This window comes from Bacillus sp. m3-13, from assembly GCF_000175075.1.
GTDB lineage: Bacteria > Bacillota > Bacilli > Bacillales > Bacillaceae_I > Sutcliffiella_A > Sutcliffiella_A horikoshii_C.
This window is the reverse complement of the sequence record NZ_ACPC01000008.1, coordinates 59,034-80,081: the sequence shown is the minus strand read 5'-3', so window position 1 is coordinate 80,081 and position 21,048 is coordinate 59,034. Positions and strand designations below refer to the sequence as shown.

At 42.6% G+C, this 21,048-nt stretch carries 25 protein-coding genes; 6 read left to right on the top strand and 19 right to left on the bottom strand.

Annotated elements, in window-relative coordinates; genetic code table 11:
• Window positions 1-24: 24 nt before the first annotated feature.
• A complete protein-coding gene (locus tag M313_RS0102070) occupies window positions 25-546 on the bottom strand; it encodes a DinB family protein (RefSeq protein ID WP_010191921.1) in 522 nt (173 codons plus the stop codon).
• 525 nt (window positions 547-1,071) lie between these two features.
• On the opposite strand from M313_RS0102070, the gene M313_RS0102060 reads away from it, so the two are divergent.
• Together M313_RS0102060 and M313_RS0102055 are read left to right on the top strand one after the other, a co-directional pair.
• On the top strand, window positions 1,072-1,416 hold the full coding sequence (locus M313_RS0102060; RefSeq protein ID WP_157182396.1) for a hypothetical protein: 345 nt from the start codon (window positions 1,072-1,074) through the stop codon (window positions 1,414-1,416).
• 69 nt (window positions 1,417-1,485) lie between these two features.
• Window positions 1,486-1,953 (top strand): hypothetical protein, encoded by a 468-nt coding sequence (locus M313_RS0102055; RefSeq protein WP_010191915.1) that lies wholly within the window; start codon window positions 1,486-1,488, stop codon window positions 1,951-1,953.
• On the opposite strand, the gene M313_RS0102050 is transcribed toward M313_RS0102055, so the two are convergent.
• The 4 genes from M313_RS0102050 to M313_RS0102035 all read right to left on the bottom strand — a co-directional run bounded on the left by M313_RS0102050 (window position 1,950) and on the right by M313_RS0102035 (window position 5,222).
• The gene (locus tag M313_RS0102050; RefSeq protein WP_010191912.1) at window positions 1,950-2,483 is read right to left on the bottom strand and encodes a GNAT family N-acetyltransferase; all 534 of its coding nucleotides are present in this window, start codon (window positions 2,481-2,483) and stop codon (window positions 1,950-1,952) included. The genes M313_RS0102055 and M313_RS0102050 overlap by 4 nt on opposite strands.
• A gap of 8 nt (window positions 2,484-2,491) precedes the next feature.
• A complete protein-coding gene (locus M313_RS0102045; protein ID WP_010191910.1) occupies window positions 2,492-3,100 on the bottom strand; it encodes a GNAT family N-acetyltransferase in 609 nt (202 codons plus the stop codon).
• Between the two features lie 465 nt (window positions 3,101-3,565).
• On the bottom strand, window positions 3,566-4,285 hold the full coding sequence (locus tag M313_RS0102040; RefSeq protein WP_010191909.1) for a YebC/PmpR family DNA-binding transcriptional regulator: 720 nt from the start codon (window positions 4,283-4,285) through the stop codon (window positions 3,566-3,568).
• Between the two features lie 52 nt (window positions 4,286-4,337).
• On the bottom strand, window positions 4,338-5,222 hold the full coding sequence (locus M313_RS0102035) for a LysR family transcriptional regulator (RefSeq protein ID WP_010191908.1): 885 nt from the start codon (window positions 5,220-5,222) through the stop codon (window positions 4,338-4,340).
• A 109-nt stretch (window positions 5,223-5,331) separates the two neighbouring features.
• Between M313_RS0102035 and M313_RS25685 the strand changes: the two genes are divergently transcribed.
• Window positions 5,332-5,490, top strand: coding sequence for a hypothetical protein (locus M313_RS25685; RefSeq protein WP_010191907.1), 159 nt, complete (start codon window positions 5,332-5,334; stop codon window positions 5,488-5,490).
• Window positions 5,487-6,791 carry a uracil/xanthine transporter gene (locus M313_RS0102025; RefSeq protein WP_010191906.1) on the top strand — a complete coding sequence of 435 codons (1,305 nt, stop codon included), beginning with the start codon at window positions 5,487-5,489 and terminating at the stop codon, window positions 6,789-6,791. Before M313_RS25685 ends, M313_RS0102025 begins: the two co-directional genes overlap by 4 nt.
• 39 nt (window positions 6,792-6,830) lie before the next feature.
• On the opposite strand, the gene M313_RS0102020 is transcribed toward M313_RS0102025, so the two are convergent.
• Window positions 6,831-7,874, bottom strand: a complete 1,044-nt coding sequence (locus tag M313_RS0102020) for a flavin-containing monooxygenase (RefSeq protein WP_010191905.1) — start codon at window positions 7,872-7,874, stop codon at window positions 6,831-6,833.
• Window positions 7,875-8,022: 148 nt separating this feature from the next.
• Here M313_RS0102020 and M313_RS0102015 point away from each other — a divergent pair, with 148 nt between their 5' ends.
• Window positions 8,023-8,529 (top strand): hypothetical protein, encoded by a 507-nt coding sequence (locus M313_RS0102015; RefSeq protein ID WP_010191903.1) that lies wholly within the window; start codon window positions 8,023-8,025, stop codon window positions 8,527-8,529.
• A gap of 300 nt (window positions 8,530-8,829) precedes the next feature.
• Here M313_RS0102015 and M313_RS0102010 read toward each other — a convergent pair whose 3' ends face one another.
• The 8 genes from M313_RS0102010 to M313_RS24905 are packed head-to-tail and all read right to left on the bottom strand — an operon-like array spanning window position 8,830 to window position 14,466.
• Complete coding sequence (locus tag M313_RS0102010) at window positions 8,830-9,210, bottom strand: VOC family protein (protein ID WP_010191902.1); 381 nt, start codon at window positions 9,208-9,210, stop codon at window positions 8,830-8,832.
• Window positions 9,207-10,448 (bottom strand): M3 family metallopeptidase, encoded by a 1,242-nt coding sequence (locus tag M313_RS0102005; RefSeq protein WP_010191901.1) that lies wholly within the window; start codon window positions 10,446-10,448, stop codon window positions 9,207-9,209. The genes M313_RS0102010 and M313_RS0102005 overlap by 4 nt, the downstream gene beginning before the upstream one ends.
• On the bottom strand, window positions 10,441-10,752 hold the full coding sequence (locus M313_RS0102000; protein ID WP_157182395.1) for a hypothetical protein: 312 nt from the start codon (window positions 10,750-10,752) through the stop codon (window positions 10,441-10,443). The genes M313_RS0102005 and M313_RS0102000 overlap by 8 nt, the downstream gene beginning before the upstream one ends.
• Window positions 10,753-10,778: 26 nt before the next feature.
• Entirely contained in the window at window positions 10,779-11,399 is a 621-nt protein-coding gene (locus M313_RS0101995) for a hypothetical protein (RefSeq protein ID WP_010191898.1), read from the bottom strand.
• A 40-nt stretch (window positions 11,400-11,439) separates the two neighbouring features.
• A complete protein-coding gene (locus M313_RS0101990) occupies window positions 11,440-12,000 on the bottom strand; it encodes a GNAT family N-acetyltransferase (protein WP_010191897.1) in 561 nt (186 codons plus the stop codon).
• A 12-nt stretch (window positions 12,001-12,012) separates the two neighbouring features.
• Complete coding sequence (locus M313_RS0101985) at window positions 12,013-12,792, bottom strand: Cof-type HAD-IIB family hydrolase (protein ID WP_010191895.1); 780 nt, start codon at window positions 12,790-12,792, stop codon at window positions 12,013-12,015.
• Window positions 12,793-12,823: 31 nt separating this feature from the next.
• Window positions 12,824-13,183, bottom strand: coding sequence for a YybH family protein (locus tag M313_RS0101980; protein WP_029326285.1), 360 nt, complete (start codon window positions 13,181-13,183; stop codon window positions 12,824-12,826).
• Window positions 13,184-13,185: 2 nt separating this feature from the next.
• Window positions 13,186-14,466, bottom strand: a complete 1,281-nt coding sequence (locus tag M313_RS24905) for a GNAT family N-acetyltransferase (protein ID WP_010191892.1) — start codon at window positions 14,464-14,466, stop codon at window positions 13,186-13,188.
• A 159-nt stretch (window positions 14,467-14,625) separates the two neighbouring features.
• Between M313_RS24905 and M313_RS0101965 the strand changes: the two genes are divergently transcribed.
• Window positions 14,626-15,390, top strand: coding sequence for a DeoR/GlpR family DNA-binding transcription regulator (locus tag M313_RS0101965; protein ID WP_029326284.1), 765 nt, complete (start codon window positions 14,626-14,628; stop codon window positions 15,388-15,390).
• 55 nt (window positions 15,391-15,445) lie between these two features.
• Here M313_RS0101965 and egtD read toward each other — a convergent pair whose 3' ends face one another.
• The 5 genes from egtD to M313_RS0101940 all read right to left on the bottom strand — a co-directional run bounded on the left by egtD (window position 15,446) and on the right by M313_RS0101940 (window position 20,720).
• On the bottom strand, window positions 15,446-16,408 hold the full coding sequence (gene egtD / locus M313_RS0101960; protein WP_010191889.1) for an L-histidine N(alpha)-methyltransferase: 963 nt from the start codon (window positions 16,406-16,408) through the stop codon (window positions 15,446-15,448).
• Window positions 16,405-17,667, bottom strand: a complete 1,263-nt coding sequence (gene egtB, locus M313_RS0101955; protein ID WP_010191888.1) for an ergothioneine biosynthesis protein EgtB — start codon at window positions 17,665-17,667, stop codon at window positions 16,405-16,407. Before egtB ends, egtD begins: the two co-directional genes overlap by 4 nt.
• A 24-nt stretch (window positions 17,668-17,691) precedes the next feature.
• Window positions 17,692-18,318, bottom strand: a complete 627-nt coding sequence (locus tag M313_RS0101950; protein WP_010191887.1) for a flavodoxin family protein — start codon at window positions 18,316-18,318, stop codon at window positions 17,692-17,694.
• A gap of 344 nt (window positions 18,319-18,662) precedes the next feature.
• On the bottom strand, window positions 18,663-19,688 hold the full coding sequence (locus M313_RS0101945) for a serine hydrolase domain-containing protein (protein WP_010191886.1): 1,026 nt from the start codon (window positions 19,686-19,688) through the stop codon (window positions 18,663-18,665).
• A gap of 270 nt (window positions 19,689-19,958) precedes the next feature.
• A complete protein-coding gene (locus M313_RS0101940; protein WP_010191885.1) occupies window positions 19,959-20,720 on the bottom strand; it encodes a class I SAM-dependent methyltransferase in 762 nt (253 codons plus the stop codon).
• Window positions 20,721-21,048 lie beyond the last annotated feature (328 nt).

Genomic DNA, 21,048 nt, shown 5'->3' with positions numbered 1-21,048 from the left:
TTTTCCTTCCTTGGATTTTGCATCCTATCTATTTATAATTCCTAAATATTCTTTCCAGGGGCCTACCTCTTCTGAATATCTTTTTGCAATGACACGGGTTATCTGAGCAATATGGGTAAGGTCATGAACCGCCCAAGTTGAAATTAATTCGCGGACTTTCACTCCCCCAAACGCGGGGTGAAGACCCTTTAGTTCCAACTGTGCATCTGTCGTAATTATTTCACTCAAGATTTCCAAGTTTTCCTTGCGTAGCACTTTGAACGCTAACAATAATGTGGAAAGTGAATCTTCCTTTTCGTTTAAATGTGAATAACGGTCAAACGCCGGAAAAGGCTTGCTGTCCCCTTCTTGTAAAATAAACCGGAGTCGTGGTATCCAATTTACCTTTTCTCCCTCAATTAAATGGGAGATGACTTCCGTTGCATTCCAGGTCCCTTCTCCTTCCGTGCAATTTAACCATTCCTTAGATAGACCCCCAACAAAGCTTTCTAACGTTGTCGGTGTTTGCTCGAGGATTTCCATTGCTTCTTTTAGACTAAACTCCATCCTTATTCCCCTTTCCCTTTTTTCTATCATTATAATCTACTTATTAAATTTTTTATTATTTAGCCTATGAATTTATCAGAATATTTTCTAATAAACTAAATACTAGGTCATTGTTCACGATATAAAATAAAAGGGGCGATGGTTAAATGGGACTACTGGTTAAATACCGGTTATTAATTATAAGTATATTTTTAATGCTCTGGTTTCCGCAGGTGGTTTACGGGGAGGCAGCGTCCACCCTTACTTATTCCGCAGAGACCGAGCCGAATAAATTTATAGTGATTTTATGTACACTTGCCGTGATTCTACTTTTCTCTCTTTTCAAATGGTGGAAAGACAGAAAGATTACATAGGGAAAAGTCCAAGCACGCCAAACCAATTCTCATATCCTATAGAAAGACATTTTTATGGGAGTGAAATGGGATGGGAAGTCCTTGTCTAGATTTCAATATCAGGACACAATTTACGTTTACCGTTAGTGACCGGGATCTAAGCCGTATCTTAAATGGACTAGCTGAGGAAAGCATGAATATCAACGGCTATTTCCAGACGCTTGCCGGCAAGAGTTTCAATTTTGTTCGGATGGTTGTTGGTACTTCGGCTGAAGAGAGCGAGCGTGATATTCGGGTGGTTCGCAAGGTGATGAAGCGGGTCGGTGTTCGTTACAGAGAGAATCAGGTAATTCAGCTACTTGATAGTACCTCTGGTGTACCTGGGCAAGTCAATGCCATCTTTGGCACGCTATGGTGCAAGATGCAGGTACGCGCGGTTTATCTTGGGGAGGACAATAACATTTATATAGATGTTTCTAACATCGGGCACGCCATTAGGTTGTTGTCGGAAGAGGCCCCGCCTCGTTGCCACGACTGATGTGATGGCCTTTTGTCTGAGTGTTGCATATTATAGGATAAAACTCAGGTCAAAGGAGTTGTATGGGTAATGCGGGAAATGCCGGAAGTGGTGGAGTCCTTTGATTATTTGATTCGGACGCAGTTTTCTTTCCAGGTGGACGATTGGGCATTAAGCTGTATTTTGGATGGTTTGGCAGAGCAAGAGGTTAATGTAAATGCCTATTTTCATACGAAACTGGATGCAGCTACACATCTTGTAAAAATAGTGCTTGGCAGCAGCAATGGTGAAACAACAAAAGAACTTCAGGGGATGCGCAGAGTTTTGCGCGGGTACGGTATTCCTTTTAAAGAAAGACAGGTTATCCAGGTGGTAAAGCTGCCGGCGGGACAGTCCGGACAGCTCAACGACCTTTTTGGTGCGCTCTGGTGTGAGCTGCATATGGAAAGTATGTATATAGGTGAGAACACGAATGTGTTTCTCGATACTTCTGAATTGGAACGGGCAATTGAGATTTTGTCACATACCGATTTGATCATCTGTCCAAAGAATTGTTAAAACTTTATGCTGTCATGGATTAGCGTAGTGATGTTCTGCTCCCAATCCGTTCGCGTGATGGCATAGCCGACAGAATCAAATAGTTTATCGTTTTGAGGCCAGGCACTCCGGTGGTAGGCTTCTTTGACGTACCCGCTGTGGTGGAAGGTCTTGCGCATCGCCAGGTTGTCGTGGCGAGTGTGGCCTTCGATTCTTATTAAGTGCGGATAGTTGGTGAATGCAAATTCTGTGAGCCATTTTACGGCATGGGCGCCTCGGCTTTGGCCCCTCGCTTGTTGTTTGAATCTGATGTCGAACAGACAGGTCGGATCTTCCAGATCGAAAAGTCGGAACATGCCAATGACAGTATTGTTTTTGTCTTGGATGAGGAAGGTTTTGGTCCCTTCATTTGTGTAGTTGCCTTGTTGGATGGAAGTTTGGATGGCTTCCTCTGTTGGGTTTTCTGTGCCATGATATGGCCAGGTTTCTGTTGTCAGCAGATGGACAAGTTGATGTTCGTTTTCTTTTGTGAGTTCGGTGTATGTTTGCATGGTTTTGTTTAGATGCCTCCGTTATTTATTGGTGGTGGTGTGGACTTGGATTGCTCCCATTCCTCGCGCAGCATGCCCATCCGGATGGAATCGTACAATTTGCCCTCGTAGGTGCGGACATTTCGAATCCGGGCTTCCTGTGTGAAGTTCAGTTTGGTGCCGACTTTGACCATGCGATGGTTGCCGGACCAGGTTGTGTAACCAACTCTCGGGATTTGCGGTTTCGATTGGAAAAGGTGGTCGGTCCACAGTATGATGGCCTCGCTTCCGTAGCCACCGTTCCAATATTCGGGCAGGTAGATGATGATGCCCATTTCAAGCCAGTTGGACGGTTCGTGCTCCCAGTAGTAGGTGACGCTGCCGATGGTTTGTGGTTTTTCGTTTGTTGTTTGAATAAGGTAAATGGAGTCCATCCCTTCGTTTAGTTGTTTCGTCATTTTGGAGAGGTAGGTTTCCTTGTCGATCATTTTGAGTGGGAAGTATGGCGCGTCCCATTTTTTATATTCTGGGTTCGGGTCGCCATACATTAGGTGATAAAGTAGCGGCAAATCTTGGATGGTGAGCTGTTTTAATTGGATTTTGGTTCCTTGGATGGTGTTTGGTGTAGAAGTTGACATATGTAAAGGCTCCTTTGACTTAGGTAATTAAGTAATTTACGTTTTTAATAGAGTTTTAGTTTCATTTTTTGTGTGATTTACACTCCGCCGGTGGCAATATATGGATTCTCGATAAATTGAAGTGTTTTTTCGATTAATTGAGGAGGTTTTTTGACTAATTGTACCGCTATTTTGACTAATTCCCTTCGTTTTTCGACTAATTCCCACCAAAGGATTCAGAGCTGCACAATTTCGGCAAAACATCAACTCCCAGAAAGACAATGACTCTCTTATACTAGCATAGCAATTTTTAAACAATCGTTTGTTCAAAAAAAAACTAAAATCTTGTGCCCCAACTGTTCCACGCAAAAATAGCAAATTAACTTTTGAGATTACTATGTTATAAAAACAATACTCGCGCACTCTGCCCCAAACAAAAAACAGGCCATCCATCCCTAAAGATAGAAGCCTGTCCATAAATCCAACTTATTCACCTAAATCCACATTATGGTACACACGTTGAACATCTTCGCAGTCTTCCAACGCATCGATCAGCTTTTCAAACTGTTCTTGTGCATCTCCTGGAAGCTCTACTTCATTTTGTGCCAGCATCGTTAATTCCGCTACGGTGAATTCATCTACCCCTGCGCCTTTTAACGCTGTTTGCACGGCATGGAATTGGTCCGGCTCCGCGTACACAATTACCGTTTCTTCTTCTTCCAAGATATCGCGCACATCAAGGTCTGCTTCCATCAACACTTCAAGCACTTCGTCGGACGTTTTGCCTTCGAATGCGAAAACTGCCGTTGCGTCGAACATGTAAGCAACAGATCCACTTACGCCCATGTTTCCGCCATTTTTCCCGAATGCTGCACGCACTTCGGATGCTGTACGGTTCACGTTGTTTGTCAGTGTATCGACAATGACCATTGATCCGTTTGGTCCAAAACCTTCGTATCGAAGCTCGTTATAGCTTTCTTCCCCGCCGCCTTTTGCTTTGTCGATCGCACGGTCGATAATGTTACGTGGTACGTTATAAGTTTTCGCTCGCTCAAGCACGAACTTCAATGCCATGTTGGATTCCGGATCCGGCTCGCCTTGCTTTGCTGCTACATAAATTTCAAGGGCAAATTTAGAATAGACTCTACTCGTATTTTGATCCTTTGCCGCCTTTTTTTCCTTAATGTTGTTCCATTTACGACCCATATATATTCACTCTCTTTCAGAAATTAAAAGTTATAACTTGTTCTATTATACATCAACTTCCCAGAGGGTTTCGAGAGATTTCCTTATACATCTCCAGAAACCTGGCTGCCACCTTTGATAAATAGTACTTTTTCATCCAGGCAACCCCGTATTGAGACGTTAAATTCTCATCCTCCACCAAATACGAATGAACTTTTGCTCCAGAAAAAATATGCATCGCACTCTCTGGAACCAATGTTGCTCCAAACCCTTGCTGGACAAGACCGGAGAGCAGGGTTAAATCAGAACTCGCACACACGATATTTGGTTCATACCCTCTTTGTGCAAAAGACTGAAGGATATAATCGTACAGGCCTTGTCCCTTTGTGCTTGGGAGAACCAGCGATTGGTCGGCAATCTTCTCTAAAGTCAACGATTCGTTCCATGCATCTCGGCTGACAAAATAGAATGGTTCCTTCTTAAGCATAAAATGTGCAAATTCATCTGATTGAACGGGAAAACGAATCACCGCCAAGTCTATTGCACGTTCACGTAGCAGCTCTAATAGATGTCCCGATTCATTTTGATGGATTTCATAGGTTACCGCAGGATACTTTTCTTTATATGCAAATAACAATCTGCTGAGTGACATCTCGGACAGCGTGTTCACCCCAATTTTCAAAGAGCCCTTCAATCCTTCCCCTACTTCCTTCACTTCCTCCATGCCTTCTTCCATCAGCTTTGTGACCTGTACGGCATGGTGATAGAGTTTTTCCCCTGCTTCTGTCAGCCGAAGCTTTTTTCCTTCACGGTGAACAAGTCTGACTCCTAATTCTTCTTCCATCAACTTTAATTGTTGACTCAATGGAGGCTGGGACATGTGTAGTTTCCGAGCAGCCTGTGATATATTTTTTTCTTCCGCAATGACGGTAAAATAACGCAATTGCCGGATATCCATCTATTTTTCATCTCCTATATGTTTTTCATATGATTTCACAACAAAACAAATATCATCCATATGGTTTTACATATGATACCATATATTTGGAGAAAGGCAGGAGAATAGAATGAGAGCAATTCTAATTCTTATCATACTTAACTTAATATTAATGGTTGCTTTACTTATAGATGCAAAGACAACATCTGAAGAATCAAGAGTCCATATGAATCAACCTAAATATGTGTACGCAGAACAACAAATGCAACTAAGAAAGGAACTTCTATGAATAAATTATTCTCATCGTTTACGATGTTTTCCTCATTACAATGGCTCTTTTTTATTTTTGCCAATACGGTCGTGGTTCCGTTATCTGTCGGGGCCGCTTTTGATGTGTCACCGGAAGTAAGCCGGATGATGCTGAGTGCCTCCCTACTTTTCACGGGGCTTGCATGTATTTTCCAAGGGTGGATGGGCCACCGCTACCCGTTGCTTGAAGGACATTCCGGTTTATTGTGGGGCGTGATGCTAAACCTTGGACTTACCGCCTCGTCATTAGGAATGAGTTTCACGGAAATTGGTGGCGGCGTTGCGACAGGACTGTTGCTTGCCGGCGGATTTACGATGCTGCTTGCAGTGTTTGGCTGGACATCTGTTTTGCCGCGTATATTCACGCCGATGGTTATGACGGTGTATCTTTTCCTATTAACCTTTCAATTGATGATGGTATTTTTCCAAGGAATGCTTGGGGTGACAGAGGATGGCGTAATGAATGTGCCTGTCAGCATCCTTTCAGTAGGGCTGGTCATTTTTGTTAGTGTGTTGAAAATAAAGGCGCCAAGGGTTATCGGGAATTTCGCGATTCTCATAGGAATTGTCGTTGGTTGGATCGCCTATGTGCTGCTATTTCCAGGTAGCGGTCAGGAATCGCCAGCAGCGGTCTTTTCGTTTGATCTGTTCCCGCTTGGAGCACCAAACCTTGAATACGGAATTATTGCGGTCGCGTTCTTTGCAGGTGTATTGAATATGAGTAACACGATCGCCTCCGTTCAGGCTGCAGCAGACCTTTATGGGGAGACAGCCAAACCAGGACAATTCAGAAACTCATTCTTTTTTACCGGATTGTTTTCTGTATTTGCGTCCCTGTTCGGACTCGTCCCTTACACGCCGTTCACCTCGACGATTGGTTTTTTACAGAGTACGAGAATTTTAGACCGGAAGCCGTTTTTCATAGGCGGTATTATGCTTGCCGCCATTGGCCTTGTACCTCCGTTGACCTCGTTCCTGGTGACGATGCCGATGACGGTCGGGAATGCGGTGCTGTTTGTGGCATACCTACAATTGTTCGGAACGGCGTATGGCAGTTTGCGTGGCGCTGTCTTCAATTCTGATACCATTTTCCGTTTGGCGGCACCAGTTTTGTTGGGTGTGTGCTTAATGAACACTTCGCCGGCCGTGTTTGGTCCGTTGCCAGTGCTATTGCAACCGTTCCTTGCAAATGGTTTGATCATGGGTGTGTTGCTTTCAATTGTATTGGAGAAGGTGACGAATTGGGAGCAGTTTGAGGATAAGGTAGTGGAGCATAGCTGATCCTGGGGGGGATCGGCTATGCTTTTTTAAAGTTATTAACTATTTTTTTGACAGATACTCCATCAAATATTCTGCATCTCTTCCCACTCCATAAAGCAAACCGGAACCTCTAGTGTATTGCCATGGCAAGCCTAAAAAGTACAAACCACTGACTTCTGTGACTCCCCTTTTATGAATCGGTTTGCCATCTGCACCAAGGACTCCTTCTATATTGATCCATTCATACGCTGGAATGAAACCTGTTGACCAAACGATACTATCAAACTCTTTCCGGGTATCATCAGCAAAGGTGACAGTATGTCCAAAGACCTTGCTGACACGCGGCTTCAGCTTTACTTTTCCGCTGTTCAGATGTGTTTTTAGCTCTTTTCCAAAAATGGGGTCGGGTTGTTTTTGGAACCACCTTCCTTTAGGTGTATCCACTCCTGCAAATAATAACCTCACCATCTCCAGCCAATAAAAAATGCTTCTGCCCAAAATCCTGAGAGGCAGGAATTTAAAAGGATGACTGACGGCAATGGTGACATGTTTTCCTTCCGCTAATTCCACTGCAATTTGAGCCCCTGAATTGCCTCCACCAACCACCAGGACAGAATTTCCCTGAATATCTTTTGGTGAAATGTATTGTGAAGAGTGAATTTGAAAAGGCTGATTTTCTGATGACTCGAAAACTTGAGGTATATATGGTTTTTGAAAGGAGCCTGTAGCCACGATCACCGTTTTCGCAGTGAGTTCTCCTTGATTGGTGATCATATGAAATGACTCATTCTTTTTAGTTAGTGATTCTACCTCTACATTACTTTTTACAGGAAGACTAAAATGACCGACATACTGCTGGAAGTACTCAGCCATTTCATCTTTTGTTGGAAACCCCTCTGGCTCGCCTGACAATGCCAACCCAGGAAGAGAGCTGTACCGGCGCGGAGTGAATAAAACTAGGGACTGATATCTTTTCCGCCAGGAGTCTCCCACCTGTTCATTGCCGTCCACGATAACAAAGGGAATTCCTTCTTTTTTTAAATAATAGCCCATTGATAACCCGGCCTGACCTGCCCCAATAATAACAACCTGATATGACTCCATTCTATCAGCCTCCCTGCAAAACATTCAAACATCCATTTGAATATTATTATATAATATAGGAAACAAATGTAAATGATTTTCGAAAAATGTTTCCTTCCCTCTTTACAGTGGTAAGATAATAATCATGAAGAAAACGGAGGAACCTACCATGCGCCACATACAATTTAAATACGAAGTCACAAGACACGCTTTATCCGCGCTGGTTGATCACTTTAAACCTTGGCGCTATGGAAGAATCCTCTTTTATGTAGGGGCTTTGCTTTTCAGCATTTATTCTTTTTTTGATTTGCTTAAAATGTATGGAGAGGTACCTACTGGACTATTTGCCATGTCCGCCGTTATGGCATTTCTGGTTCCTTTGGTAGTTGCGTTCCTTTTAATAAAGGTCATCACTTTTATTGCTGGTGTCATTTTGGTAAGGAAGTCCATTTATGAGGATGAGATGGTGGTGCAATATCAGGAGGGGGATGAATTCTTCCTTGCGGGTAACGAAAAATTCCACATTAACGCTCACTTGAAAATGATAGAAACAAAGGACTACTACATCTTTTATAAGGGAAATCAGTTTCAGGACGGAATAGCGATTCCAAAGTTGTCATCGCTTGATGAAGGCTATGAGAAGAGAGTCGAGTTTCTGATTAAGAGAGTAAAATGAGCAAGAAGCCTTTCGCGGATGTGGAAAGGCTTCTTTTTTTATGTGGAATAGGGCCTTTTTTGAAAGTGGTTTTGGGTAACTAGGTTTGATTTTGGGTGGTAGCGTCTATTTGCGGGACTGGAACTGACTAATTGAATCGTGAAAATGCGGATATCCATTGTAAATTCGATTTATCCATTGTAAAACCAATATATCAATTATAAAAATGATATATCCATTGTAAGGGGCCAGATATCCATTGTAAAAATGATATATCCATTTTAATGATCATCGCCCTACGATTAAAGTACTCACTATTACTTATGAATCCTCCCTTGTCACCGGCTCCTCCTCAAAATAACAAACTCCAAGAATATGCCCGTCCGGATCCTTAAACTCGAACGACAGAACTGTTCCGTAATCCATGACATCGTCCACCGACACTCCGCGCTCCAGCAGCTTCTTATGCGCATCATAAATATTTGAAGAATAGAAGTTCAATAGACAATGAGATACCGGTGTCACTTTCTCCGCCCGCACAAGCGTCAGAGGTGTCTCCCCCATCTCGATTGCTGCATATCCGTTTTCTACATCATGCCACCTGACCGAAAAACCGAGTACCTCTGTGTACCACCCAATCGATCTCTCCATATTGGTAACCTCAAGGAATACCGTATCTATTCTTTTAAACAACTTACTCATTTCGTCTCCCCCTTTCCCAGAGTTCTTTTTAAATAACGAAAAGTAAATTCCTCGCCACAAAGTCGCCTAATCCGTTCCTGCCATGTGTATAACTGGTTTGGTTCCAAATATTTTTCCACAATCTCCTCGAAAATCTCTCTCTTACCATAAAGGCTGTTTATTTTGAATGTATGTAAGATCATCTCCCGGATAGCAAGGGCCATATTATAATCCTGAAAAAATGCTGGATTTTCGATATAAAACATCTCACTCGCAGGATGGAACGCCTCTCCCTCTGTACCAAACACTTCTTTATAACACTCGTTTGCAACTTCTTGAAAATTGCGTTCAGGATTAGTATAAAGTTCGTACTCTACTAAACTATAATAGAAATTCATTTTGACCATTTTTATATCCATTAGTTCTTTTTGTTCCAATAGCTGAATCACCGTGGTGTCGTCCAGTTTAAAATGTTTCAACAAGAATTCTTTATCTGTGGCAATGGTTTGAAACAACTCTGCAACACCCTCTGCAGCAATGGATGAGTAAAATCGGTAAAGCTCTGGGTACTGATAGGAGCTGTACACCCCGTCAATGGCATGTCCAAGTTCATGAAGCCCTGAAACATAAACCGAGTAAGCATCACGCTTATTTACCACTACCCTGGTATCAGTTGGGTGGATGTTGATACAAAACCCACCGTAAGGAATCTCCAAACATTCCACACTTAAGGGCAAATCATCCATGGATAATCCAAAACTGGTCAAGGTTCCAGAAAACACTTCCTTGATTCGTTCTGCTTTAAACAAATCGGCTTCTGAACTTTCCTGAAAATTGAATACCGAAAAATACTGGTCATATTGATGTATTTTTTTATAGCCGAATTTTTCTTTTATACGATGATCCCAATAGTCTGAACGATCTTGGGCACTTTTTAAAAGATCATTCATCTCATCAATATAGGCATCCATGTCCATTTCTTGAAGACTGCATCGAAAATGATAATAGTTCTGGTAATCAAGTCCCTTTGCAAGTTGGTTTCGGATTTGAATGAGTTCTCTGAACAGCTCCTCGTTTCTTGCACCAACCTTTTTTGCCTCCTCAAATAGACTTTTACGAAGCTCACGATCTGGGTTCTCCATGATAGCGGAATGAACAGAACCAAGATTATATACTTTTCCATCCACAGTAAATGAGCTTTCTAGAAGCTCTGATTGAAGCTTATGTTGTACGGCTACCAATTCATCTTGACTATCCAACGACTTCTGCTTCATTTTGGAATAAAAAGACTTCCAAACGTCGTTTCCATATTGAATCTTTTTCAAAAGTTTTTTTCTTGGAGTCCAATTCCAATGCTATCGATTCATTTGTCATCAGGTTATGCTTCACACTCATTATTTCTCGCAGTCTCTCACTCTGAATTCCCTGCGCATACGTCGAATAATACAGGCGGTTTTCTTCCTGATACAACAAGTCCAATTGCTCTATCGCTGCTGAATAGGCCCGTTTCCACTCCTCCATTTGCGTTATATTCGCCAATTTGTCCATTCCAAAATACATCATCCCCACCACCTCTCTGCAAAACTAATCTATCTATTATATTCTCTTAAAAACTTCTCCATTTCTTCTACCGAATTGATTGATTGAATGTCCTCTTTTTGCAGCTGAAGTGTCCTATTCTGATAGCTAATGCCAAAGTGTTGAAGCTGTATTTCTTTTGCTTTTATTTCTTGTAAAAGAAAGAATGCCCGCTCGATTTCCGTCTCACTGTTCGCGCTGTTCACTCGGATATTATCTAGAGAGACACCCACTTCAACTGTTGCATGCTTTTTGTAATCAGCCAGAATAAACTCTTTTGGTTCTGTTTCAGGAAAAATCAAATTAACCCCATAGTTAGAGTGATCTGGAAAATATTCTTCTACAATTTGGCCAACTTCCTCTTTTGCTTCAAAACTCCAAACCTCAAAGCGATATCCATCTTCCGTTTTGCTTGTATACCTATTCTGCCCCACATAAAACACAAGATCAGGCTTGTCTGCCGCATAAGCATACGCGTGATACTTTCTTGTATTAAAAAAATCAAAGGAGATTTCCTCTATCACAAAATCCTCCTCATACTTTTCTTCCAAATACACTTCAAACGCCTGCTTATTCGTCCAAATGCCCCAAGGCGACCCCAAAAAGACAAAGGACAGGAGCAGGGCAAGCACGATTCCTCCTGACCCCCACCACAAAAATCTTCTCTTCAGCTTACATTCCTCCAGCTTTTCGTTTTTTCCAATCCTCCGCAAGCATCCCGTACACGGCATGATCGACATGGTGGTCATACAGCCATTCCGCTTGACGAATCTTTCCTTCCAGCGTAAATCCGAGCCTTTCTGGAATCGATCTGCTTTTCACGTTCTCCACAGCCGCACGAATATCAACTCGGTTCATACCAAGCTCCGTGATGGCATAGTCCGTCAAAGCTTCCGCCACCCTCGTCATGATGCCGTTCCCTTGATAATCCCTATCCAGCCAATACCCGATATAGGCTACTTTATTGGTCCAGTCGAGTGTGTTGTAGCTTGCTGCCCCAACGATTTCGCCTTTGTAAAGGATCATCGTAGTCATTGATTTATTTTCCGCATACCCTTGTCTCGTACCTTTTATAAAATTTCTGGAGTCCTCCACCTTCTTTGTGAAGTCCAGCCATGGCAACCACTCGCGCAAATAATCCCTGGAGTTATCGGTCAACTCAAATAATCGCTCCGCATCTTTTTCTTCTGCTAGTTTCAAAGATAGTTCCTCATCAATTTTATGTATGAACATGGTTGTTTCCCCCTAAATGATTTGTAGTTTTTTCAATGCATACTCAATTCCATCTTCACTGGATTTCTTCGTTACAAAGTCAGCAACGGATTTCAACCTGTCACTGCCGTTGCCCATGGCGATACCGTAGCCAACCAACTCCAGCATGTCGATGTCATTCTCCCCGTCTCCAAATGCAACCGCCTCGGACTTGTCGATCCCGAAGTAGTTTAACAGTTTCATAATGGCGACAGATTTGGACACATCTTCTTGTAGGACGTTCAAAATGAAAGGGTGCCACCTTCTGAATGTTAAGTGTGGGAATCTTTCTTTATATGGATCCATCATTTCTTCCGCAGCAAATAAGCACATGAGATAGACTTCCTGCTCCTTACTGTGGTCCATCACCGAAAAGTCCTCTAAACCTAGTACCCCAAGTGTTTCTTTCAAGGCTTGGGCAATCCTCGGCTCCTCCACATCGTTCATATGAAAGCCTTCTGTATAAAAAGAAAGACCATGATTTTGTTCGGAGGCAAACTGAACTACTTCTTTCATCACCTGTTTATCCAGAGGAATTTTGTGAATGACCTCTTCTAGATGTTTGGCATATCCTCCATTAGCTGTGATGAATGTATCAATCCCGAGCTCCCGAATCTCCCTGCACATCGATAGCGGGCGGCCCGTTGCTGCTACCACAATAATTCCTTGTTCTTTTAACGTTTGAATAGCAGTTTTTGTTCTCTCTGAAATACTGCCATCCTCATGATGCGTTAGGGTGCCATCAATATCGAAAAATACTATTTTGCAGTTCATAACATTCCCCTTTTATAAACCATTTTTCTTTTTATCGGCTCAAATGCTCATGAATCAACTTCCATTCCTCCTTTTCTTTTACAAAAACGTTGGTCGCACGTCCGCTTCCTGAGATAAACTCCCCATTCATGTATCCTTGAAAATGAAAAGTATAGAGGCAAGTGGCCGTGTTCTCATCCACCGTAATCCACTGCACTTTCTTTGCCGAATAGACTTCCTCTTTAATCGTGTCCCATGCGTTTTCAAAAAAAGCGCGGATTTCTTCCATGGTCGTACAGGATTTATTGGTGAACCAGTATATCGCATTTTCATGGAGCAATTTTTCCACGTTTTCGAAGTTGTGGGTGTTTGTTGCTTGGATGTATTGATCTAATGCTGTTTGATAATCCATAATCATTCTCCTTTCACCTTCAGTCGATACACATACTGTTCTCCCATCCGTCCCATTACTCTTCTTCCACTATCCTCAAACCCTGCCCTTTTATAAACTCTTTGGGCCGCTTCGTTTCTTAGATTGACAGCAAGTACAATCTCGTTCACTCTAGGGAAATTTTTCAAGACGAAGTTAGGGAGCAATTCGAGCGATTTCCGCGCAACACCCTTTCCTTGAAAAGGGACCGCAACCGAGTAAGCTCGTAATAGAATCGCATTAGGGTTGTCCGTATACCCTGAAAGCTCCTCTCCCTGATATAAAACGAAAAAGCCTGCAATCTGCCCTTTCTCTAAAATAACTATGGGATACCTACCCTGATCTGTTTTACAAGCTAATAATGCATCTTTGGGGTGTGAAGTGAATTCTAACTGACTTTCAGTGAGCTTATAATTTATTAGTTCTTCTAAGTGTTTTGGTTGATAGTTTTCTAGTTTTACCTTATTTAATCTACAAGTTCTAATAAGCTCTTTAGCAAATTGAATCGTAGCATTAACTCTTTCTACGTTTGTCGTAAAGTTTCGTTCTGGATTTCCTTTTCGTATATTGACTGCCTCTTGTATGAGGTCATGCCATTTTGGTTCAAGTTCACTCAGTCCATACTCCCCTGCAGCTAACTTGGAGATGATATCCTGCTCCCTTAATGTGTAAAATTGCCGCAGTAACCCGAGGACTGTCCATTCCATTTCTTTTTCTACCTGTTGGACTGGATAGTCGATCAGTTCCTCTATCCTCTTCTCCATGGCAGAAACTCTCGTTGCCCAGTACTCGTTCATGTTTTTTCGTACATAGGTTGTTAGGTCTTCTGTTGTTACGTTAATGGGAAGTTCGCTAGCGGCCGGTCCCAAGATCGTTATCCCTTTGTTCTTCAGCAACCACCATGTCACCGGGACATTATGCACCCCTTTGCCAAAGGACCCTTCATTATAAAAATAACCCTCCGCCTCTAAGTTGGAGGCTTGCACGTAAATGCCATCCAACTGCGGTTTTTTGCATGTTTCTGCAAGACTCAAGTGGATATCTTTTAATATAGCTGCATCTTCATTCGTCAGCTTCCGGCTTGTCACCGCCACGAAATCAATGTCACTTTGCCCTTCAATGTACGCATCAATAACAATAGATCCGTGAAGGTACATACCTTCTAGCAATCCTGGTAACTCTTTATTACACATATCTTTAAAAAGGGCTAAAACCTTTTGTACGCTTTCTGGAATTCTGTACATCACTATCACCTTTTCTTTCAAAATGCGCCTTCTACACTTTTCGACTCTTTGCATGTTTTATCCTTTAACACACATAAAAACAGAATAAAAAAGCATAAACGAGCAACTTTATATTGACTAAGCAGGAATAAACATGAAATAATAGGAAAGAAGTTGAAACTAAACATTGGGGTGATGATTTTGTTTACTGATGAAAGACGGGGAGAAATTTTGAAAGTTTTAGAGCAGGATGGAAGAGTGTTGGCGAAGGATTTGGCTGATCAATTCAATATGTCTATAGATTCGATTCGCCGAGATCTTTCCATCATGGAAGAACAGGGGTTATTGAAAAGAACACACGGAGGTGCGATTCCGGTAGCATCCGTTCGTACCATGCCACGGCCACCAGCAGAGCGTTTTGGGGACGGCACCGAACACCAGAATGCCATCGCAAAAATGGCTGCAGGCTATGTGAAAGCAAACCAAACCGTTTTTATCGGCGGAGCGTCGATTCATTATGTACTGCTAAAATATTTACCAAAGGACATTCCGTTCACAGTGCTCACCAACTCACTTGAAGTTGCTTATGCCTTACGCGGATCTGAAAATATCTCTACCTTTTTGATTGGTGGGAATGTGAAAAGCTCAGGTAACATTACCGATGCTTTGGCAAATGAATTCGCAAGACAGTTCACAGTAGATTTGTGCTTTTCCACGGCAGGGGCGCTTTCTGTAAAAGGTCTGAGCACTGCAACGCCGGAAGTCGCTATATTTTATAAGACGGTTTATGAAAATTCCAAGAAACTGGTCGCCATGTTTGAGCACACAAAGATCGGCCAGGAGATGTTTGCTGGCATGTATCCGACTGGGAAATTGGATGTGGTGATAACGGATTCGGAGACCGATAAGGAGAAAGTCGATGCCTTGAAGGCTGCCGGGGTAGAGGTTTTGGTTGCTGGAGTATAGATTTATAAAGGAAAAAAACAGTGCCGATTAACCTTCAGGCACTGTTTTCTAATGCTTACTTTTCTAAATAATGCACACTAAATTTCTCCTCAGCATCCGTCCACACTTTCCTCGGCTTGAAACCGCACTCCAATGCCATCGTCTGAAACTGACCAATGGAGTATTTATAAGAGTTTTCGGTGTGAATGGTTTCACCTTCTTGGAAGAAAAATTCGTTCTCTCCGATTTTCACGGTTTGATTTCTTTGGCTCTCAAGATGCATTTCAATTCTGCCTTTTTCCTCGTTATAGTAGGCAAGGTGCTCAAACTGATCTTCGTTAAAATTGGCCCCAAGCTCCCTGTTCATCCTGGTCAAAAGGTTAAGATTGAATGCAGCCGTAATTCCTTTCGCATCATCGTAAGCCCGTTCCAGTGTTACCGTATCCTTTTTCGTATCAACACCGATGAGGAATCCATCACCATCATCCAACAACTTGGCGGACTTCATCAGGAAATTCTGCACCTCCACCTGCTCGAAGTTACCAATCGTAGACCCTGGGAAAAAGATTACCTTTTTTCCATTCGCTTCTAATGGCAAGGTAAGCGGGGCTGTATAATCCCCACATACCGCTTTTATCGTAATGTGAGGGAACAGCATCGCAAGCTCTAAGCTAGATTGGAAGAGATACTCCCGTGAAATATCAATTGGGACATACTCTTTGAGGCTCGTAAAATTATGAAGCAGCGCCTTTATTTTATTGCTACTTCCACTGCCGTATTCAATCAGAGTGCGAACTTCGCCAACAGCCATCGTAATTTCTTGAATTTTTTCGTTAAAAATCTTCATTTCCGTCCGCGTCGGATAGTACTCATCAAGCTCCGTTATCAATTCAAACAACTCAGATCCTTTATGGTCATATAAAAACTTAGAGGAAATTGTTTTCACTGGAGCGGAGAGACCTTTTACGATTTCGTCTCGCATATTTTCTTTGTCTATATAAAAATCATAGCTTTGAATATTATTTTCTAATAATCTCATAGCGCATCCTCCGCCAATCGGAATCCGCTGAACTGCCAGCGCTTGTCGGCCGGGAAGAAGTTACGGTAAGTATTCCGGATGTGCTCTTGCGGTGTGGCACAGGATCCACCGCGCAACACCATCTGGTTGCACATGAATTTAGCATTATATTCCCCTAGTGCCCCTTCAAGCGGCTTGCTGCCCGGATATGGCGAGTAGGCGCTTGCCGTCCATTCCCACACATCGCCAAACATCCTGGACCCGGCTGTTTGCTTGGTTGCTGCAGGATGATAGTGGCCGGTGTCCATCGTATTCCCGTTTATCTCGAGATCTCTTGCCGCATGCTCCCATTCCGCCTCTGTAGGAAGACGTTTGCCTCTCCATCTGCTGAAGGCATCCGCCTCATAAAAGCTGACATGGACTACCGGTTCATTTGGGTCGAGTTTCTTCTTTCCTCCGAGTGTAAAGATAAACCACTCACCATCCTCCTTACTCCAGTAAAGCGGGGCCTGCCAATCATTCTTTTTCACTGTATTCCAGCCGTCGGACAGCCAGTAATAAGGCTTTTGATACCCTCCAGCTTCAATGAATTCCAAGTATTCCCCGTTGGTAACAGGTTGGTCTGCGAGCTTAAACGGCTCCAACCATACTTTATGATTTGGTCCTTCATTGTCAAAAGCAAAGCCATCGCCGTTATGGCCGATTTCTACGAGACCTCCATCATAAGTATGGAAGGTAGGTTCTCTTTTTTGGGATGCTGTGGATTTGGATTCTTTGTAGACAGGGTGCAATGGGTTAACGAAAAAATTATATTTAACATCCATCAAGATTAACTCCTGGTGCTGCTGTTCATGCTGCATGCCAATCTCTATGAGGCTATGAATTTTGTCCGTTTGTTCGGACTTGCTTTCCTCGTGTTGCTCGAGCAAGTCCACTATATAATTATCGATAAAACTGCGGTATTGAAAGATGTCTTGGATGCTTGGTCTGGAGAGGACGCCGCGTTGATGCCTTGGCTGAAATGGCCCAACCGTCTCGTAATAGGAATTGAAAAGAAAATCGTACTTTGGATGGAATTCTCGGTAGTTCTCGAAATATTCTTTAAGGACAAAGCGCTCAAAGAACCACGTAGTGTGGGCCAGATGCCATTTTGGCGGACTGACATCTGGGTGTGATTGAATGATGAAATCTTCTGTTTCCAAAGGTTGAACAAGCTTCATGGTGAGGTCACGAACATTCATAAATCGTTGGGATAATGATTTTATCGTTTGTGTTTCCATGGATATCTCCCCTTTTATTGGATTCTAGCTTTGTTCGACCACATTACCTTCTGCAGGGATTGGATTTTCTTTCAGCATGTTGGCAAAATGCTTTAGGTTATATGCCATAATCTTGGCATGCTCCATCGTGAAATCATTCTTATGTCCTTCCGCTTCAATATACGACTCTCCCGGTCCCGCTTCACCAACCCAGTATGTATCCACATTTGGCGGAATCGTAAAGCCCATATGTGTCAAGCCGTAAAGGATGGATGAGGCTGCATGCTTTGCGCCATCCTCGTTTCCTGTTATGACCACACCTCCCACCTTGTTATAGTAAATATATTGCCCTTTATCGTTCGTTAGTCCACTTCCGCCATAAAGCCGCTCCATCACCATTGTTGCGACACTGCTCTTCTCACCAAGCCACAGCGGAGTCCCGATAATAAGAATGTCTGCACGCATTACCTTGTTGAACACTTCCGGCCACTCATCGCCATACCCTTCGTCCTCGCTAACACCGAATTTTATGTTGTAATCAGCTATTCTTACAATCTCAGATTCAACGTTTTCGTTGTTGAAGTGCTTGATGACCTCTTTCATAAGTGCTTCTGTATTAGATTCTTCGCTGGAAGATTTGAGTGAACAGTTAAGGAAAAGTGCTTTTGTCATGTTGGTGTTCCTCCTTTTGGGTGATTAAGTTGAAAATATTACTCTTTACCCTATTAAAGGAAAATGAAACGTAAAAAGATACATTTAGAGGGTGTTGTTTTGGTTAAGAGATTGTGAAGGGTGGGCGGGGATGCAGGTGGTTTTGAGGTTGTACAGCCATACATATGAGATTTTCAAGGTAATCTTTACATTTATCCAACAACTTTTGAATTTTATCCGCCAAATTTTAGATTTATCCACGACTTTTTCATTTTATCCACTACTTTTGCTTAGATAACCGTCAATCGACACTTAGAATATTAAAAAAGACATACCCGCAACTACCAGGTATGCCTCCTCCTTATTTAAATACGGTCCTCCAGCAGGTACATCAGCTTGTGGGGGCCATGTTCCTTATTGGACGGAATCACTACGATTGTTTCTGTAGCCGGATAGTAGGCAGACGCAAAACTTACGCCCGGGTCATAACCCATGACATGATATTTTACGATTTTGTCTTCGGCTTTCTCCATCCACATTCCATAGCCATAGTAATCGTTATCATTATTCGTTTGAATCCATGGTGTCATCATTTTATCGAGCATTTCTTTGGTTACTAGTTTTTCATTCAGTAGGGACTGCCAAAGTTTTGCAAAGTCGCCTGCCGTAACATAGGCGCCACCGTCAGCACCGCCCTTTATCGGGATGGAGTAGCTGTTAGTTTTCCAAGTACCATCTTCTTTGTCCATATACCCAAGAGCCGTCTTCGCATGTAAAGAATCTAAAGAAAAGTAACCAGATTCCTCCATTCGGGCCGGCTTGAAGATGTGCTCCTCCACATAATCAGTAAAAGCAATTCCTGTTACCTTTTCAATGATTAACCCCAATACTATATAGCCGGCATTGTTGTAATAGAATTTTTCTCCCGGGGTAAATTTCATCTGTTGTTTCTGGAACAACGGGAGGAAATCCTCTAGTTCTCTCATGTGATACATTGGATTCTTCACCCAAAGCTCTTCAAAATCTTCCATTTCATCCTCGTCAAAGTAGTCAGGAATTCCGGAAGAGTGTGACAGCAACTGGTGAACTGTAACTTCTTCATCGAATTGAGGAAAAGAATGATCCAACAAATTGCTTATTTTCGAATGAAACGATATGCTGCCCCTTTCCACCAACTGACAAATGCCAATTGCCGTGAAGAGTTTGCAGCCTGAAGCAATTCCAAATCTCGTATTGGTCGTGTTGGGAATGGCGTCTGACCGATTGGAGAAGCCGTGGGCACTGGTATGAACCACTCCGGTACCGTTCTCCACATGGATCACACCTGAAAAGTCTATTTCTTGTACCATGTTAGCTAAAATTGTTTCTAACTCTACGTTTTTTAGTTTCATTGATATTAAACCCCTTTTTATCCTTTTGGCTTGGGGAACGGGTGACAATATATATGCGGTTAAGGACTCAACATCTATATTATCACACTATTTCGTCAATTATGACGAGAACTCTCGTAGCATTTATGAGTGATTTTTCACTTACTGTCCAAACCGAGCTGATTACTCTCGAAGTTGGGTACTTACTGTCCGTTCCGAACCAAATACTGTCCAAAAACAATACAATACATGCCAACCGACCTGGTTCGACAAATTTTTGATTACCCCAATTTATTTTCCTATCGCCTTCAATACAAACCGGTCCTGTCTGATATCCAAATACCCTTCCCGCTGTATTTTCAAATGAAGCTCATACAAGGGATCCAAATAATACTCCACTTTAAAATCTACCACCTGCCACGGAATAGCCTTTAAATAGTAGATAAGCGCACCGATATCGTAAAAACGCTGCATCGGGTATTGTTTCTTACTAAGAAGGACCTGAAAGCCGTGATCCTCCAATTGTTTATGTGCAAACTCAAGATTCCAATGAGCATACTCTTTATTAACCGACGCGCCGAGCAGTCTGTTGATATCCTGGCAGTCACTCCAGCCAACCTGCTGGGTCAGGAAAGTTCCTCCCTCTTGCAAAACTCTTCTAACCTCGCTCGGATCGTACTCCTCGTGTTTATTGATGATCAAGTCAAAGTGTTTGTTTGGAAAACGCAGCTGGTTGTCCGGGTCCACTTCGACCACCTTTACACCAAGCGGTTCCAGCCTTTCTTTTGCAATGGGAAAATTGGGTTTATACCCCTCGGTCGCACAGACAGTCTGCGGAAATGGTTGCAGCTCGGAAAGCAGTTCCCCACCACCTGTTCCCATGTCGAGTATAGAAGTGGCGTCTGCCATCAAGGTTTTCGCCATGCTACCGTATGACCAGGACAGCATCCCTGATGCAAGACGGCCAGTTTCTGTGATGTGGGAGAAATCCCATCCGGAAAAATCGGTTTCTGCTTCTTTTAAATAGTGTTGAAAAAGTTGATCAGTTTTCATTTAATTCCCCTCCATTTTTAAAGATTCAGTAGCTGATGCCTGATAGGTTTGGAGGTCCGCGGATGCGGTTTTATATGTTGTGTTCTAGTAGATTCATTGTGTGGTCTCCTATTTTTCTTTTCTTTTAATATACCAAATTTTCCAACTGTTTAAGCGATTATTCCTAAACATTTAAAAGAGAGGGCTTTAAAATAGTGATGAGGACTTCTCTCTCTCAGATTCTTTGCCACTCATGTCTTCATAACCTCCATGAAGACACCGCTCACTAAGATTCCCGGCCACTCATGTCTTCATAACCTCCATGAAGACATCTCTCACTCAGATTCCC

Excerpts from the sequence above, each read along its gene's own strand:
- M313_RS0102070 (WP_010191921.1), bottom strand. The coding sequence starts at position 546 with ATGGAGTTTAGTCTAAAAGAAGCAATGGAAATCCTCGAGCAAACACCG.
- M313_RS0102060 (WP_157182396.1), top strand. The coding sequence starts at position 1,072 with ATGAATATCAACGGCTATTTCCAGACGCTTGCCGGCAAGAGTTTCAAT.
- M313_RS0102055 (WP_010191915.1), top strand. The coding sequence starts at position 1,486 with ATGCGGGAAATGCCGGAAGTGGTGGAGTCCTTTGATTATTTGATTCGG.
- M313_RS0102050 (WP_010191912.1), bottom strand. The coding sequence starts at position 2,483 with ATGCAAACATACACCGAACTCACAAAAGAAAACGAACATCAACTTGTC.
- M313_RS0102045 (WP_010191910.1), bottom strand. The coding sequence starts at position 3,100 with ATGTCAACTTCTACACCAAACACCATCCAAGGAACCAAAATCCAATTA.
- M313_RS0102040 (WP_010191909.1), bottom strand. The coding sequence starts at position 4,285 with ATGGGTCGTAAATGGAACAACATTAAGGAAAAAAAGGCGGCAAAGGAT.
- M313_RS0102035 (WP_010191908.1), bottom strand. The coding sequence starts at position 5,222 with ATGGATATCCGGCAATTGCGTTATTTTACCGTCATTGCGGAAGAAAAA.
- M313_RS25685 (WP_010191907.1), top strand. The coding sequence starts at position 5,332 with ATGAGAGCAATTCTAATTCTTATCATACTTAACTTAATATTAATGGTT.
- M313_RS0102025 (WP_010191906.1), top strand. The coding sequence starts at position 5,487 with ATGAATAAATTATTCTCATCGTTTACGATGTTTTCCTCATTACAATGG.
- M313_RS0102020 (WP_010191905.1), bottom strand. The coding sequence starts at position 7,874 with ATGGAGTCATATCAGGTTGTTATTATTGGGGCAGGTCAGGCCGGGTTA.
- M313_RS0102015 (WP_010191903.1), top strand. The coding sequence starts at position 8,023 with ATGCGCCACATACAATTTAAATACGAAGTCACAAGACACGCTTTATCC.
- M313_RS0102010 (WP_010191902.1), bottom strand. The coding sequence starts at position 9,210 with ATGAGTAAGTTGTTTAAAAGAATAGATACGGTATTCCTTGAGGTTACC.
- M313_RS0102000 (WP_157182395.1), bottom strand. The coding sequence starts at position 10,752 with ATGATGTATTTTGGAATGGACAAATTGGCGAATATAACGCAAATGGAG.
- M313_RS0101990 (WP_010191897.1), bottom strand. The coding sequence starts at position 12,000 with ATGTTCATACATAAAATTGATGAGGAACTATCTTTGAAACTAGCAGAA.
- M313_RS0101985 (WP_010191895.1), bottom strand. The coding sequence starts at position 12,792 with ATGAACTGCAAAATAGTATTTTTCGATATTGATGGCACCCTAACGCAT.
- M313_RS0101980 (WP_029326285.1), bottom strand. The coding sequence starts at position 13,183 with ATGGATTATCAAACAGCATTAGATCAATACATCCAAGCAACAAACACC.
- egtD (WP_010191889.1), bottom strand. The coding sequence starts at position 16,408 with ATGAGATTATTAGAAAATAATATTCAAAGCTATGATTTTTATATAGAC.
- egtB (WP_010191888.1), bottom strand. The coding sequence starts at position 17,667 with ATGGAAACACAAACGATAAAATCATTATCCCAACGATTTATGAATGTT.
- M313_RS0101950 (WP_010191887.1), bottom strand. The coding sequence starts at position 18,318 with ATGACAAAAGCACTTTTCCTTAACTGTTCACTCAAATCTTCCAGCGAA.
- M313_RS0101945 (WP_010191886.1), bottom strand. The coding sequence starts at position 19,688 with ATGAAACTAAAAAACGTAGAGTTAGAAACAATTTTAGCTAACATGGTA.
- M313_RS0101940 (WP_010191885.1), bottom strand. The coding sequence starts at position 20,720 with ATGAAAACTGATCAACTTTTTCAACACTATTTAAAAGAAGCAGAAACC.